This is a genomic window from Frigoribacterium sp. PhB116, from assembly GCF_004364285.1.
Taxonomy (GTDB): Bacteria; Actinomycetota; Actinomycetes; order Actinomycetales; family Microbacteriaceae; genus Frigoribacterium.
The window spans coordinates 299,618-313,804 of the sequence record NZ_SOBE01000002.1 but is presented as its reverse complement, the minus strand read 5'-3'; the positions used below and the strand labels follow the sequence as shown (position 1 = coordinate 313,804).

Genomic DNA, 14,187 nt, shown 5'->3' with positions numbered 1-14,187 from the left:
ATGGCCGTCCAGCGCACGTCCACGCCCGGATCGGCGGAGTCACAGCCCACTGATAGCCGACTGACCGGAGACTCCGACCATGGACCTCCCCTGGCGCCGCCGCAGCGCGACGACCGACCCGACCACCTCGACGACCGGGGCCGACCTCGGCGAGCCCGGAGCGCCTCCTCGTGTCCCCGTCGCGGGCGAGGCCGAGGAGGTGCGGGCCGGCTCCCCCGGCCGCGCCCTCGCACCCGGCGCGGTCCCGCCGGGCATGCTCGTGGCCGGCGCCTGGGGCTGGCGCCTGCTGGTCGTCGCGGCGTGCCTCGCGGTGCTGGGCTGGCTGGTGTCCCGCCTCGAGGAGATCGTGGTGCCGCTGCTGATCGCGATCCTGATCTGCGCGCTGCTGCAGCCCGTCGTGCGCCTCCTCACGCGGCGGCGGGTGCCGCACTGGCTCGCGATCGTGGTGGCGCTGCTCGCGCTCGTCGTCGTGGTCGGCGGCCTGCTCGTGCTCGTCGTGACCCAGGTGCGTGCGGGTGCGGGCGACCTGAGCGACAAGGGCATGGCGGCGTACGACAGCCTGCGGCAGTTCCTGCGGACGTCGCCGCTGAAGCTCACCGACGGCGAGTTCGACCAGTACGTCGGCCAGGCGGGGCAGGCACTGCAGGACGCGAGCCAGCAGATCCTCAGCGGCGTCGCGGCGATCGGCTCGGCGGCCGGGCACCTCGTCGCGGGCGGGCTGCTGACGCTCTTCGCGACGATCTTCCTGCTGATCGACGGTCGGGGCGTCTGGCACTGGGTCGTCCGGCTGTTCCCGCGGGCGGCACGGCCGGCCGTCGACGGTGCGGGCCAGGCCGGCTGGCAGACGCTCACCTCGTTCGTGAAGGTGCAGGTCGTGGTCGCCGCGGCGAACGGCATCGGGATCGGCCTGTTCGCGTTCTTCCTCGGGCTGCCGCTGGCGGTGCCGATCGCGATCCTCGTGTTCCTCGCGTCGTTCATCCCCGTGCTCGGAGCGATCGTGACGGGTGCGCTCGCCGTCGTGCTCGCGCTCGTCGTCGCCGGGCCGGTCCAGGCGCTCGTCATGCTCGGCGGGGTGCTGCTCGTGCACCTGCTCGAGGCGCACGTGCTGCAGCCCCTCGTCATGGGAGGCGCGGTGAAGGTGCACCCCCTCGCCGTGGTCTTCGCGGTGGCGGCGGGCTCGCTCGTGGCCGGCATCCCCGGAGCGCTCTTCGCCGTGCCCACCGCCGCGACCGTCAACGTCATGGTCAAGTACGTCGCGTCGGGCCGCTGGAAGGCCCGCCGCGAGGGCCCGGTCGCCGTCGACGGCGCGCCGCCCGCCGGCGCCTGAGGCGACGCGTCAGTTGGCCTGCGCGCTTCCGGGCATCACTTCGTCTGGTTCGGCCTCCGTCGCCACCAGCCGCCCCAGCCCCAGCCCCCAAGCCCAAGCCCCGTAATTTGAGCGTGATCCGGCGGGGCGAGGCCCTCCGGCCCAGCAACCACGGGCCGACAGGACCCGACCACTCTCGCTTCGGCCTGATGCCCCGGCCCGCACCGCGCAGCAGCACGGCTCAGGAGAGGCCCGGGATCGCCGTGACCTGCTCGTCCGTCGACGGCAGCTCGTCGTCGGCCCCCGGGTACGAGGGCTGGGTGCCCGCGGTCGTGACCGAGTAGGCGCCGACGCGCACCGCCTTCTGCGCGGCCTCGAGCAGCGAGGAGCCGCCCGCGAGCGCGGCGCTCAGCGCGCCGACGAACGCGTCGCCGGCTCCGGACGAGTCGACGGCCCGCACCCGCGGGGACGGCACCGACCACGAGCCGGAGGCGTCCGAGACCAGGGCGCCGGCCGCACCGCGCGTGAGCACGACGGAGGCGACGCCCAGGCCGCGCAACTCGGCGACGACGGCCGCGTCGTCATCCGACGAGACATCAGACGCGTCCGGGGACGACGGGTCCGAAGGGGCAGCAGCCGAGGAGGCGCCGGTCGCGTCACGCGACGCGTCCCGTCCCGCGAGGCGCTCGGCAGCCTCCGGCGCGACGAGCTCGAGCAGCAGCCGCCCCTCGTGCTCGTTGAGCACGAGCGGGTCCCCGAGCCGGACGACCTCGGCCGAGACCGCGACGACGGGCGCGAGGTTGAGCACCAGGCGTCCCGTCGCGAGCCGTGCCGCGCGCTCGATCCCCGAGACGGGGATCTCGCCCTGCAGCACGACCACGGCGGCACGGGAGACGACCTCGGCGTGCCGGTCGACCGCCTCCTCGTCGACCGACGCATTGGCGCCGGGCACGACGACGATCGTGTTCTCGGAGTCGGAGCCGACGCTCACCACGGCGAGCCCGGTGGGGCCCTCCGCCGTGGCGACCCGCTCGACGTCGACGCCGCTCTCGACGAGCAGCGGCAGCGCCGCTGAGGCGTGCACGTCGTCGCCGACCGCGCCGATCATCGTCGTGGCCGCGCCCCGACGGGCCGCGGCGACGGCCTGGTTCGCACCCTTGCCGCCGGGCAGCAACGTCATCGACGTGCCGATCAGCGTCTCGCCGGGGAGGGGGAGGCGGTCGACCGTCACGACCTGGTCGACGTTGATCGACCCGACGACGACCACGCCGGCACGGGCCGGGTCGGAGCCGCCGACCCCGGCGCCGGCACCGACCACGTCGGCACCGACCACCTCGGCGCCGACCTCGTCAGCGCAGATCGCGTCAGCAGAGCGGGGCATGGGTCCAGGTCCCTCCGTCGTGAGCTCGAGTGGCGGCCTGGAGGCGGTCCCGCGGCGGGCAGACCGATCTCCCGAGACCGCTCCCCCGACGTTAGACCCGACCCCGACAGTGTCGCATTGAGTTCCGAGCATCACGTCGCGTCGTGACGGGACGTGATGCCCGAAACCCGATGCGGCAGGGTGACCCCCGCCCCGGAGCCGAGGCACCGCCTGCCGGCCAGCGCGCCCCCGGGCCTAGAGTCGGCACATGATCGTCGCCCTCGTCGCCGCCTCCCTCGCGGCCCTGCTGCACGTGTACATCTTCGTGATGGAGTCCGTGCTCTGGACGACCCCGCGCGTCCGCGCCACCTTCGGCATCACGAGCGACGCCCAGGCCGAGCACACGAAGCCGCTCGCGCTGAACCAGGGCTTCTACAACCTGTTCCTCGCGATCGTGACGGCGGTCGGCGTGGCCCTGGTGATCGCCGGAGGCGTCGGTCCCGCCTCCGAGGCCTCCCCTGCCGGTCTCGCCCTCCTCCTCGCCGGCACGGGCTCGATGCTCGCCGCCGCGCTCGTGCTCGTCGTCACCGACCGCAGCAAGGCGCGCGCCGCCGCGACCCAGGGGCTGTTCCCGCTGGTCACGCTGTCGGCGCTGCTCGTCTCCGCGGTCGCGTAGCAGAGCCGACCCGCGCACTACCCTGGGCTGGTGACCGACCCGACCACCGCCTCCTCGGCTGCCGCCCCCGCCGCGCCGACGACCCACTGGACCCTCACGCTCGTCTGCGACGACGCCCCCGGCATCGTCCACGCGATCAGCGGAGCGGTGGTGGAGGCGGGCGGCAACATCACCGAGTCCGCCCAGTTCTCGAGCCACGACACCGGCACCTTCTTCATGCGGCTGCAGGTCGAGGCGCCCGGCGAGCGCGCGGCGTTCGAGTCGCGGCTCGCCCCCGTCGTCGAGCGCTACGGCATGCAGCACGAACTCGACGTCGTCGGTCGGCCGACCCGCACGCTCGTGCTCGCGAGCAAGGCGGCGCACTGCCTCAACGACCTGCTGTTCCGCCAGCGTGCCGGCCAGCTGCCCGTCGAGATCCCCCTCGTGCTGGCCAACCACCCCGATCTCGGCGAGCTCGCGGAGTTCTACGGCACCCGCTTCGAGCACCACGCCGTCTCGGACGCCGAGAGCAAGGCCGCGTTCGAGGCCCGCGTGCTGCAGGTCATCGACCGCTACGACATCGAGCTGGTCGTGCTCGCCCGGTACATGCAGATCCTCAGCCCCGAGCTCTGTGCGGCGCTCGAGGGGCGCGCGATCAACATCCACCACTCGTTCCTGCCCGGCTTCAAGGGCGCGAACCCCTACCGGCAGGCGCACGCGCGCGGCGTGAAGCTGATCGGTGCGACGGCGCACTTCGTGACGAGCGACCTCGACGAGGGGCCGATCATCGAGCAGAACGTCGTGCGGGTCGACCACACCCGCAGCGCCCCCGAGCTGATGGCGATCGGCCAGGACGAGGAGAGCCGCACGCTCACCCAGGCCGTCCGCTGGTTCGCCGAGAACCGGGTGCTGCTCGACGGCGCCCGCACCATCGTCTTCCGCTGACCTGCCGCACCGCGCACCGGGCGCACGGTCGTACGCTGGCACCGTGACCCCGACCGACGCCGCGACAGCCGACCACCGTCCGCCCGCGGCTCGCCGCCCCGCCCCCTTCGACCTGCTCCGCTTCGCCGTCGAGCTCTTCGCCCTGTTCTCCCTGGCCCTGTGGGGCTACCTGGCCTGGGCCTGGCCGTGGCCGGCCCTCGCGTTCATGCTCGGGGCGCCCGGCTTCGCCGTCGTCGTCTGGGCCCTGTTCCGCTCGCCGCGGGCCGTGGTGCCGACCGACCGGGTCGGCCGCAGCCTCGTCGAGATCGCGGTGATGGGCGCGGCCGCGATCGCCTGGGCCCAGCTCGGGCACCCGGTCGTCGCGGTCGCCTTCGCCCTGGTCGCCGCCGTCACCGGCGTCGTCGCCGCCCGCCGGGAGGACCGCGCATGAGCACCACCCTCTTCACGAACGCCCGGGCGGTCGACGCCACGGGCGAGACCGAGGGCTTCTGGATGCTCGTCGACGGCGACCTCATCGTCGCGACCGGGAGCACGGCCGAGCAGGCCTTCCCGCTCGAGGCCCCTGGTCGGCACCGCGACGGCCGGGACGGACTAGGAGGCGCGCTGCCGGTCGCCGACGTCGTGGTCGATCTCGACGGCGCCCGCCTCACCCCGGGCCTCGTCGACCTGCACACCCACGGAGGAGGCGGCGCCAGCCACGACGGAGGCGCCGACGAGATCGAGCGCGGCCTGGCCCTGCACCGCGCGCACGGGACGACCCGCTCGCTGGTGAGCCTGGTCGCGAACCCGCTCGACCGCCTCCGGGGCTCGCTCGAGACCATCGCCGAGCTCCGGCGTCGCGACCCGCTCGTCCTCGGCGCGCACCTCGAGGGGCCGTTCCTCGCACCGCACCGCAAGGGCGCGCACGCCGAGCAGCACCTCGCCGCGCCCTCGCCCGAGAACGTCGACGCCCTGCTCGGGGCCGTGCCCGGCGTGGTGCGGCAGGTCACGCTCGCTCCCGAGCTGCCGGGCGGGCTCGACGCCGTCGAGCGCATCGTCGCCGCCGGGGCCGTCGCCGCCGTCGGGCACACCGACGCCGACCACGACCTCGCGGTCGCCGCGTTCGACCGCGGCGCGACCATGATGACCCACGCGTTCAACGCGATCGCGGGCATCGGCCACCGCGAGCCCGGCCCCGTCGTCGCGGCCGTCAGCGACGACCGCGTCACGATCGAGCTGATCCTCGACGGCGTCCACGTTCACCCGGAGGTCGTCCGCATGGTGTTCGCCTCCGCCCCCGGCCGTGTCGCCCTGATCACGGACGCGATGTCCGCCGCGGGCTCGGCCGACGGCGACTACCTGCTCGGCGAGCTCGCCGTGACGGTGAGCGACGGCGTCGCGGTGCTCGCCGGCACCGACACCATCGCCGGCTCGACCCTGACGCAGGACGCCGCCCTGCGCCTCGCCCTGACGGGCGCCGAGCAATCGCCGACGTGCGCCGTGGAGGCCCTGACGACGGTGCCGGCGAAGGCGCTCGGCGAGGACGACCGGATCGGCCTGCTCGCTCCGGGCTACGTCGCCGACGCCGTCGTGTGGACGGACGACTGGCACGTGTCCCGCGTGTGGGCCGGGGGCCGCGAGCTGACGGACGGTCGCTGACGTAGTGCGTCCGTGCAATTCAGGAGACGAGGCGTCTGAGTTCCTGAACTGTGCACGGTCCAGGACCGCGCCTCCTGCGTAGTGCGAACTCAGGACTCGAGTTCCTGAATGAGGAGAGACCTGGACGCGGGGATGGGCGGCGCGGGGCTGCGCCTAGAGCGTGCGGCCGGCGTTGGCGTCGAGCCAGGCACGCGGGTCGACCTGGGTCGAGCCGCCGATCAGCACCTCGAAGTGCAGGTGCTCGCCCGTGGCCACGCCGCTGCGCCCGACGAGCCCGACGAGCTCGCCCACGGCGACCTGCTGCCCCACGACGAGCGGGCTCGACCCGACGATCATGTGCGCGTACAGGGTGCTGACCTTCTGGCCGTCGATCACGTGGTCGATGACCGCGTACTGGCCGAACTGCGCGTGAAGGCCCGACGTGCGGACCGTGCCCGCGGCGACGGCGCCGATGGGAGTGCCGCCTCCCGGTGTCATGTCGAGGCCCATGTGCATGCTCGAGCAGGCGGCGCAGGGCGCGGCACGGGGCCCGAAGCCCGAGCTGAGCACGACGGTGCCGGGGAACGGCCACCGGATGTCGCCCGTACCCGAGTTGACGATCGTGCCGCCGCCGGCCGCGACCCCGCCGGTGCGGGTCGACTTCGCGTTCGAGGTGCCCTTCTCGGGCGTCGGCGCGACGACCGGGGGCGGGGGCGGCGGAGGCGGGGCGTCCTTGACGACGAACGCGTCGCGCTCCGAGACGGTGAGCACCACGAGCGAGGCGGCGAGCGTCTGGCCGGGGACGGGGGCCGCGGCCGAGGTCTGCACGACCGACCCGCCGAGGTCGCTCGCGGTCGCCGGCGTGACGTTGGACGAGAAGAACAGCCCGCTCGCGAGGAACGCGACGGCAGGCACCGCGGCGGCGCGCAGCCGACGGGCAGCCTTCGACATGGTCGCGCGGGCGACGGGCGGTGACGACGGCGTCCGGGACGACGAGGAGGCGCGGGCCGGCGAGGTCGAGGCAGGCACCCGGCGAGGGCGCACGGCCACGACGGCACGGCGGGAGGCCGAGACCGCGGCCGGCGCAGCGGTCGGAGCAGCGGCGGATGCGGCTGCCGGAGACGGGACGGCCGCAGGGGCAGCAGGTGTGACGGTGGCCGGAGCCGACGAGGCGGCGTCGGACGGAGCCACGTCGGCCGACGAGCCGGCGAGCGCGGCGCGCTCCCGTGCCAGTGCCTCTCGCCGGGTCAGCGGAGCGGCGGGCTCGACCGTGGCGCGGTCCGGAGCGCTCACGGGGCCGTCACGAAGGGGCCGGGGCTGTCGATCACGGTCCTCCTCGCTCCACGGGTCCCGTCGAGTGTAGGCCAGGGGCGCCCGTCGCACCAGGGCCGCGCCCCGGTCGTGGGCCAGCGCCGGCCGTGCGGGGGTGCGTAGTCTGGGGGCGCACAGATAGGTCATGACCGGACGGGACCACCGCCTCCGGCCCGACGACGACAGCCGAGGGGGCACGCCATGGCACGGGCGACGGGGCAGCGGATCACCGACGGGGCCGTGCCGAAGCACGAACAGCTCCGCACGATCCTGCAGCGCCTGGCGGCCGACGAGCTGCCCGCCGGCGCCGCGGTGCCGAGCGAGCGCCAGCTGATGGTCGACCACGGGGTCAGCCGCATCACGGTGCGGCAGGCCGTCGGGCAGCTCGTCGCCGAGGGGTGGCTGACGCGGGTCCGCGGCAAGGGCACCTTCGTGGCGCACCGCGCGGTGCAGTCGACCCTGCGGCTCAACTCGTTCACGAGCGAGATGACGTCGCTCGGCCACCGCCCGAGCACCGTCGTGCTCGTGCGCGACGAGTGCCTCCCCGCGGCCGAGACCGCGGCGGCCCTGGGGCTCGGCCCCGGCGAGCCGGCCCTGCACGTCAAGCGCCTGCGCCTCGCCGACGGCGAGCCGGTCAGCATCGACGACGCCTGGTACCCGTCCGCCCGGCTGCCGGGGCTGCTCGACCGCGACCTCAGCCTCTCGCTCTACCGCCTGCTGGCGGACGAGTACGACCAGCCGGTGACCCGGGCGACCCAGACGGTCGCCGCCCGCGAGGCGCCCGTCGAGATCGCGACCCTGCTGGGGACGCCCGACGGCGCGCCCGTGCTGCACTTCGAGCGGGTGTCGTTCTCGGGCGACGACCCGATCGAGCGGTCCGAGAGCTGGTACCGGTCCGACCGGTACCGCCTCACGATGCAGGTGACGTCGGCCGACGGGCCCCAGGAGGCCTGAGCCCTCAGGCGCGACCTGGTCAGGACACCCGAGCCCTCAGGCCTCCGGTCAGCGCCGCCTCAGAACTCGAACAGCGGCGACCGCGCCTCGAGGTCGCTGCCGACCGCCCCCTGGGGCACGCTGTCGGGTGCGCTGTCGAGCACGATCACCGGGCAGACCGCCGACCAGCCCGCGGCCGCGACGACCGCCGGGTCGAAGCGGACGACGACGTCGCCCGCCGTGACGGTCGCGCCCTCGGCGACGGCGAGCTCGAAGCCCTCGCCGCCGAGCTTCACCGTGTCGATGCCCACGTGCACGAGCAGGCCGGTGCCCGACTCGTGCACGACCGCGAAGGCGTGCGGGTGCAGCTTGACGATCTCGCCGTCGATCGGCGAGACGACGTCGACGAGGCGACCGCCCGCAGGAGGCGCGCTCGGCTCGATCGCGACGCCCGCTCCCACGAGCTGGCCGGCGAACACCGCGTCGGGCACGTCCGCGAGCGAGACGACCCGGCCCGTGACGGGGCTGAGTGCGACGGTCACGGCAGCAGGTCGTTGATGTCCTCGGCGAGCGAGTCGGCGATCGTGCCGACGATCACCTGGACGCTGCCGCCGGCGTGGACGACCGCGGTGGCGCCCGCGGCCTTGAGCGCGGCGTCGTCGACGAGCGAGACGTCCTTCACGTCGGTGCGGAGGCGCGTGATGCAGCCCTCGATCTCCTCGATGTTCTCGGCGCCGCCGAGTCCGTCGATCATGGCCTGTGCTTTCGACATGAGCTGTTCTCCTTCGTCGTGGGGCTCGAGCCCGCGGCGGGTCCGGACGGGCTGCGTCCGAGCGGTGCGTCCGAGGACCGAGCGCGCCTCCTAGTTGACACCACCGGCGGGTCTGAGGAAACTACCACTCACTGGTCATGACCGGACAGGACCGGCCGACCCGCACCTCCTGCGCCAGGGCCCTCGCCCGCCCCGACGATCCGTCGGGTCGTGGCCCCTGCCGCACGACTCTGCGCCCCGACGAGAGGACCCCTGATGACCACGACCGACACGACGGCCACCAAGCCGAAGAAGGGCTCGGCCGCCTTCGCGGTGCTGCAGCGCCTCGGCCGCAGCCTCATGCTGCCGATCGCCGTGCTGCCCGCGGCCGGCCTGCTGCTGCGCCTCGGCCAGCCCGACCTGCTCGGCGCGATCCCCGGCTTCGAGACCGGCGGCTCGGTCATCAGCGCCGCCGGCAACGCGGTCTTCACCTGGCTGCCGCTGATCTTCGCGGTCGGCATCGCCATCGGCTGGGCCAAGAAGTCGGACGGCTCGACGGCCCTCGCCGCGGTCGTCGGCTACATGGTCATCGACGGGGTCTTCACGGCCATGTCGCCGCTGGTGCTCGCCGGGGAGGAGACCCCGGCGGGCGGCCCCGCGGTGATCAACTACGGGGTGCTCGGAGGCATCGTGATGGGGCTCCTGTCGGCGATGCTCTGGCAGCGGTTCTACCGGACGAAGCTGCCCGACTTCCTCGGGTTCTTCTCCGGTCGGCGCCTCGTGCCGATCCTCACGGCCGTCACCGGACTCGTGGTCGGCGTCGTCATGTCGTTCATCTACCCGCTGTTCAACTCTGCCCTCACCTGGATCGGCACCGCGGTCGCGGCGAACGACGTGGTCGGCGGCGGCGTCTACGGCGTGGTCAACCGACTGCTCATCCCCACGGGTCTGCACCACATCCTCAACAACGTCGTGTGGTTCCTCGTCGGCGACTTCACCGGTGCCGACGGCACGGTGTACCGCGGTGACCTGACCCGCTTCTTCCAGGGCGACCCGACCGCGGGCGTCTTCATGACCGGCTTCTTCCCCATCTTCATGTTCGCCCTGCCCGCCGCGGCCCTCGCGATCTGGCGCCACGCCCGCCCCGAGAAGAAGAAGCTCATCGGCGGCATCATGCTGTCGACGGCGCTGACCGCGTTCCTGACCGGCATCACCGAACCGCTCGAGTTCTCCTTCATGTTCGTCGCCTGGCCGCTGTACATCGTCCACGCGGTCCTCACGGGCACGTCGATGGCGCTGGTGAACGCGCTCGACATCCATACCGGGTTCTCGTTCTCGGCGGGCCTGATCGATTACGTGCTCAACTTCAACATCTCGCAGAACTCGATCTGGCTGATCCCCATCGGCCTCGGCTACGCGGTGATCTACTACGTCGTCTTCAGCTTCGTGATCAAGAAGTGGAACCTCAAGACGCCGGGTCGCGAGGACGACGACGTCTCGGCCGAGTCCGCCGACGCGGCGACGAAGGCCTGACGCGTGGAGATCGTCATCGTCCGCGACGCCGCCGAGGCAGGCCGCGTCGCCGCCCTGAAGATCGCGTCGGTCGTCGAGCGGAAGCCCGAGGCCGTGCTCGGCCTCGCGACCGGCTCGTCCCCCACCGGCATCTACGCGTCGCTGGCGGCCCGGGTGCAGGCGGGCGAGCTCGACTTCTCACGCGCCTCCAGCTTCGCCCTCGACGAGTACGTCGGCATCCCGCTCGAGCACCCCGAGAGCTACGCGTCGGTCATCCGCCGCGACGTCGTCGAGCCTCTCGGCATGGACCAGGCTCGCGTGCGGGTGCCCGACGGCCGCGCCGACGACATCGAGGCCGCAGCAGTCGAGTACGACGAGGCCATCGCCGCGGCGGGCGGGATCGACATCCAGATCCTCGGCATCGGGGCGAACGGGCACATCGGCTTCAACGAGCCGACGTCGTCGTTCGCGTCGCGTACCCGGATCAAGACGCTCGCGCCGCAGACCCGTGCCGACAACGCGCGCTTCTTCGACGACCCGTCGCAGGTGCCCACGCACTGCATGACCCAGGGCCTCGGCACGATCCTCGACGCCCACGAGGTCGTGCTGGTGGCGGTCGGCTCGTCGAAGGCCTCGGCCGTCGCGGGCATGGTCGAGGGGCCGCTCTCGGCGATGTGCCCGGGCAGCGCGCTGCAGCTGCACCAGCACGCGACGATCGTCGTCGACGAGGAGGCGGCGGCGCTGCTCACCCTCGCCGACTACTACCGCTACACGTACGCGAACAAGCCGGCCTGGCAGCGCTTCGAGCACTGATCCCGGGGCGCAGGAGGCGCGGCGTCAGCCCCGCAGGTCGGGGAAGTCGGCGTCGCGCCACTCCGCGGCGAGGCGCTCGCCCGACCGGGCCGCCGCCTCCTCGCGCTCCCGCAGCTCGACCCGACGGATCTTGCCCGAGATGGTCTTCGGCAGCTCGTCGACGAACTCGAGGCGGCGCACGCGCTCGTACGCCGGCAGGCCGGTGCGGGCGTGCGCGAGCACGGCGCGGGCGGTGTCGGCCGTCGGCTCCCAGCCGGCGGCGAGCGTGACGTACGCCTTGACGATCGCGAGGCGCACGTCGTCGGGAGCCGGCACGACGGCCGACTCCGCGACGGCGGGGTGCTCGATCAGCACGCTCTCGACCTCGAACGGCGACACCTTGTAGTCGGACGACTTGAAGACGTCGTCGGTGCGGCCGACGAACGTGATCATGCCGTCGGCGTCTCGGGTGGCGACGTCGCCGGTGTGGAACAGGCCGTCGCGCTGCGCCGCGGCCGTGCGCGCCTCGTCGCCGAGGTAGCCCGCCATCAGGTTGACCGGACGTACCCGCAGGTCGAGGCAGACCTCGCCCGCGTCGCCGACCACGCCAGTCGCCGGGTCGACGAGCACGACCTCGACACCCGGCAGCGGGTGGCCCATCGAGCCGGCCCTGACGACCGACCCGGGCGGGTTGGCGACGATCGCGGTGGTCTCGGTCTGGCCGTAGCCGTCGCGGATGTCGAGGCCCCAGGCCTGCTGCACGCGCGAGATGACCTCGGGGTTGAGCGGCTCCCCCGCCGACAGCGCCTCGCGCAGCGCGACGGGGCGCTCGCCGAGCGACGACTGGATCAGCATGCGCCAGACGGTCGGCGGCGCACAGAACGAGGTCACCTCGGCCCGGTCGAGCTGCTCACGCAGGGCGGCGGCCGAGAAGCGCGCCTGCTCGTGGACGAACACGGTCGCCTCGGCGGTCCACGGCGCGAAGAACAGGCTCCATGCGTGCTTGCCCCAGCCGGGCGACGAGATCGTGAGGTGCACGTCGCCGGGCCGGACGCCGATCCAGTACGTGGTCGTGAGGTGCCCGACCGGGTACGAGGCGTGCGTGTGGACGACCATCTTCGGCTTGCTCGTGGTGCCCGACGTGAAGTAGACGAGGCACGGGTCGCTCGTCGCCGTGTCGACGTCGGGCGCCGTCTCGGAGGCGCGGCGCGAGTCGTCGAACGACGCCCACCCCGGGCGCTCCCCGCCGACCACGATCCGCCCGACGCCCTCGGCGATGTGGTCGAACTTCGGGGCGTCGGCGAGCGCCGCCACGACGTGCCGGACGAGCCCCCGCTCGACGCGGTCAGCGAGGTCGTGCGGGGCGAGGACGACGGAGGTGGGCAGGATGACCGCACCGATCTTCATGATCGCGAGCATCGCCTCCCACAGCTCGACGCGGTTGCCGAGCATCACCATGACGTGGTCGCCCTTCGCGACCCCGCGCTCGACGAGCCACGAGGCGACCTGGTCCGAGCGGCGGCGCATCTCGTCGAAGGTGACCCGGTGGTCGACGCCGTCCTGGTCGACGATCCAGAGCGCGACGCGGTCGTTGCCCCGCGCGATCACGTCGAACCAGTCGCGGGCCCAGTTGAACGAGTCGCCGACGTCCGGCCAGCGGAACGCCGCGCGGGCCGCCTCGTGGTCGCCGGCGTGCGCCGACAGCGAGTCTCGGGCGGCGCGGAACGCGGTGGTGGACGGCTTCTCGGCGGCGGAGTCTTCGACGGGGACCATGTGCCCATGATGCTCGCCCGCCCATGCCGAGCGCGGCATGCGGCGCAGGACTCCGGCGTCGGCCAGCCGGGCCGCACGGCCTCTCGTTCTCTCGAGGGCGGGTGATCGGCGCCGAGGGCGGGTCGCTGGCTACCCGCCCTCGGTGACGGCGACCCGCCCTCGACGTCCTCGACGTCCTCGACGTCCTCGCACGGAGGATCCCAGGCGGGCGCCTCTGGGAGGATCGGGGGATGAGCGACCGCACCCGCACCTCCTCGTCCGCCGCTGCCACCGCCGCCGCTGCCGTCGCAGGCAACGCTGCCACCTCCGGCCCGAGGCGCGTCGCGCTCGAGATCGCGGTGACGTCGCTCGCCGGCGCCCGCACCGCGCTGGCCGAGGGAGCCGACCGGGTCGAGCTCTGCACCGCGCTCGAGATCGGGGGCGTCACGCCGTCCCAGGGACTCACGGAGGCGGTGGTCACGACGGGCGTGCCGGTGCACGCCCTCGTCCGGGCGCGCGGCGGCGACTTCGTCTACGACGACACGGACCTCGCCGTGATGGAGCGCGAGGTCCGCACCCTCGTCGCAGCCGGCGTCGCCGGGGTCGTCGTGGGCGCGCTGCGGGCCGACGGCTCCCTCGACGTCGACGCCGTCGCACGGCTCGTCTCGGCTGCGCGCGACGCGGCGGGCGCCCGTCCTGCCGGGCTCGGCGGCCCACGCCTCGACGTCACCGTGCACCGCGCCGTCGACCGGGCGGCCTCGCCGGTCGACGCGGTCGCCGCCCTGGCCGCGCTCGGCGTCGACCGGGTCCTCACTTCGGGAGGCGCCTCCCGGGCCCGCGACGGGCTCGCCTCGGGCGTTCTGCCCGACATGGTCGCGGCGGCGGGCGGCGTCGAGGTCATGGCGGGCGGCGGCGTGCGGCTCGACGACGTCACGGCGCTGGTGGAGGCGGGCGTCGCCGCGGTGCACCTGTCGGCGTCGACGACCGCCGCCACGACCGCGGCAGCCGGGACGCCCGGGGCCGGGGACGAGAACGGCCGATCGCTCGTCTCGCTGGGCTCGGCGGGCGCGACCGACTCGTACGCCGTGACCGACGCCTCCGTCGTCCGGGCCGCGCGCGCGGCGGTCGACGCCGCGGTCGCCGTGGCACGCGACGTCGCACCGCGGACGCCCACGCCGCGCGCCCCCTGACGCACCCGGGCGACCCTGCCCGCCGAGGCTGGCCCGCCCCGACCGTGAGCGTGCACAGTGGAG

The 14,187-nt window shown here is 73.9% G+C and carries 14 protein-coding genes; 9 read left to right on the top strand and 5 right to left on the bottom strand.

Annotated elements, in window-relative coordinates:
• Positions 1–79 precede the first annotated feature (79 nt).
• Positions 80–1,327 (top strand): AI-2E family transporter, encoded by a 1,248-nt coding sequence (locus EDF20_RS07880; RefSeq protein ID WP_233569098.1) that lies wholly within the window; start codon positions 80–82, stop codon positions 1,325–1,327.
• Positions 1,328–1,547: 220 nt separating this feature from the next.
• Here EDF20_RS07880 and EDF20_RS07875 read toward each other — a convergent pair whose 3' ends face one another.
• Positions 1,548–2,687: a ribokinase gene (locus tag EDF20_RS07875; RefSeq protein ID WP_133738296.1), complete on the bottom strand. Its 1,140-nt coding sequence runs from the start codon at positions 2,685–2,687 to the stop codon at positions 1,548–1,550.
• A 247-nt stretch (positions 2,688–2,934) separates the two neighbouring features.
• On the opposite strand from EDF20_RS07875, the gene EDF20_RS07870 reads away from it, so the two are divergent.
• Genes EDF20_RS07870 through nagA form a run of 4 tightly spaced genes read left to right on the top strand, consistent with a single transcriptional unit; the run spans position 2,935 to position 5,904 of the window.
• The gene (locus tag EDF20_RS07870) at positions 2,935–3,342 is read left to right on the top strand and encodes a DUF1304 domain-containing protein (RefSeq protein ID WP_133738295.1); all 408 of its coding nucleotides are present in this window, start codon (positions 2,935–2,937) and stop codon (positions 3,340–3,342) included.
• Positions 3,343–3,372: 30 nt separating this feature from the next.
• Positions 3,373–4,266, top strand: coding sequence for a formyltetrahydrofolate deformylase (gene purU, locus EDF20_RS07865; protein ID WP_133738294.1), 894 nt, complete (start codon positions 3,373–3,375; stop codon positions 4,264–4,266).
• Positions 4,267–4,309: 43 nt separating this feature from the next.
• Entirely contained in the window at positions 4,310–4,696 is a 387-nt protein-coding gene (locus EDF20_RS07860) for a YrdB family protein (protein WP_123547788.1), read from the top strand.
• The gene (gene nagA, locus EDF20_RS07855) at positions 4,693–5,904 is read left to right on the top strand and encodes an N-acetylglucosamine-6-phosphate deacetylase (protein WP_133738293.1); all 1,212 of its coding nucleotides are present in this window, start codon (positions 4,693–4,695) and stop codon (positions 5,902–5,904) included. The genes EDF20_RS07860 and nagA overlap by 4 nt, the downstream gene beginning before the upstream one ends.
• 153 nt (positions 5,905–6,057) lie before the next feature.
• Here the strand turns inward: nagA and EDF20_RS07850 are convergent, their stop codons facing one another.
• The gene (locus EDF20_RS07850; RefSeq protein ID WP_166644780.1) at positions 6,058–7,176 is read right to left on the bottom strand and encodes a M23 family metallopeptidase; all 1,119 of its coding nucleotides are present in this window, start codon (positions 7,174–7,176) and stop codon (positions 6,058–6,060) included.
• Positions 7,177–7,395: 219 nt separating this feature from the next.
• Here EDF20_RS07850 and EDF20_RS07845 point away from each other — a divergent pair, with 219 nt between their 5' ends.
• Positions 7,396–8,148: a GntR family transcriptional regulator gene (locus EDF20_RS07845; protein ID WP_133738291.1), complete on the top strand. Its 753-nt coding sequence runs from the start codon at positions 7,396–7,398 to the stop codon at positions 8,146–8,148.
• Positions 8,149–8,207: 59 nt separating this feature from the next.
• Here the strand turns inward: EDF20_RS07845 and EDF20_RS07840 are convergent, their stop codons facing one another.
• Positions 8,208–8,669 carry a PTS glucose transporter subunit IIA gene (locus EDF20_RS07840; RefSeq protein ID WP_133738290.1) on the bottom strand — a complete coding sequence of 154 codons (462 nt, stop codon included), beginning with the start codon at positions 8,667–8,669 and terminating at the stop codon, positions 8,208–8,210.
• On the bottom strand, positions 8,666–8,899 hold the full coding sequence (locus EDF20_RS07835) for a glucose PTS transporter subunit EIIB (RefSeq protein WP_123547783.1): 234 nt from the start codon (positions 8,897–8,899) through the stop codon (positions 8,666–8,668). Before EDF20_RS07835 ends, EDF20_RS07840 begins: the two co-directional genes overlap by 4 nt.
• A 255-nt stretch (positions 8,900–9,154) precedes the next feature.
• Here EDF20_RS07835 and EDF20_RS07830 point away from each other — a divergent pair, with 255 nt between their 5' ends.
• Complete coding sequence (locus EDF20_RS07830; RefSeq protein WP_133738289.1) at positions 9,155–10,411, top strand: PTS transporter subunit EIIC; 1,257 nt, start codon at positions 9,155–9,157, stop codon at positions 10,409–10,411.
• Positions 10,412–10,414: 3 nt separating this feature from the next.
• Positions 10,415–11,203 carry a glucosamine-6-phosphate deaminase gene (nagB, locus tag EDF20_RS07825; RefSeq protein WP_133738288.1) on the top strand — a complete coding sequence of 263 codons (789 nt, stop codon included), beginning with the start codon at positions 10,415–10,417 and terminating at the stop codon, positions 11,201–11,203.
• Positions 11,204–11,227: 24 nt separating this feature from the next.
• On the opposite strand, the gene EDF20_RS07820 is transcribed toward nagB, so the two are convergent.
• Complete coding sequence (locus tag EDF20_RS07820; protein WP_133738287.1) at positions 11,228–12,955, bottom strand: AMP-binding protein; 1,728 nt, start codon at positions 12,953–12,955, stop codon at positions 11,228–11,230.
• 230 nt (positions 12,956–13,185) lie between these two features.
• Between EDF20_RS07820 and EDF20_RS07815 the strand changes: the two genes are divergently transcribed.
• On the top strand, positions 13,186–14,124 hold the full coding sequence (locus tag EDF20_RS07815; protein ID WP_133738286.1) for a copper homeostasis protein CutC: 939 nt from the start codon (positions 13,186–13,188) through the stop codon (positions 14,122–14,124).
• Positions 14,125–14,187 lie beyond the last annotated feature (63 nt).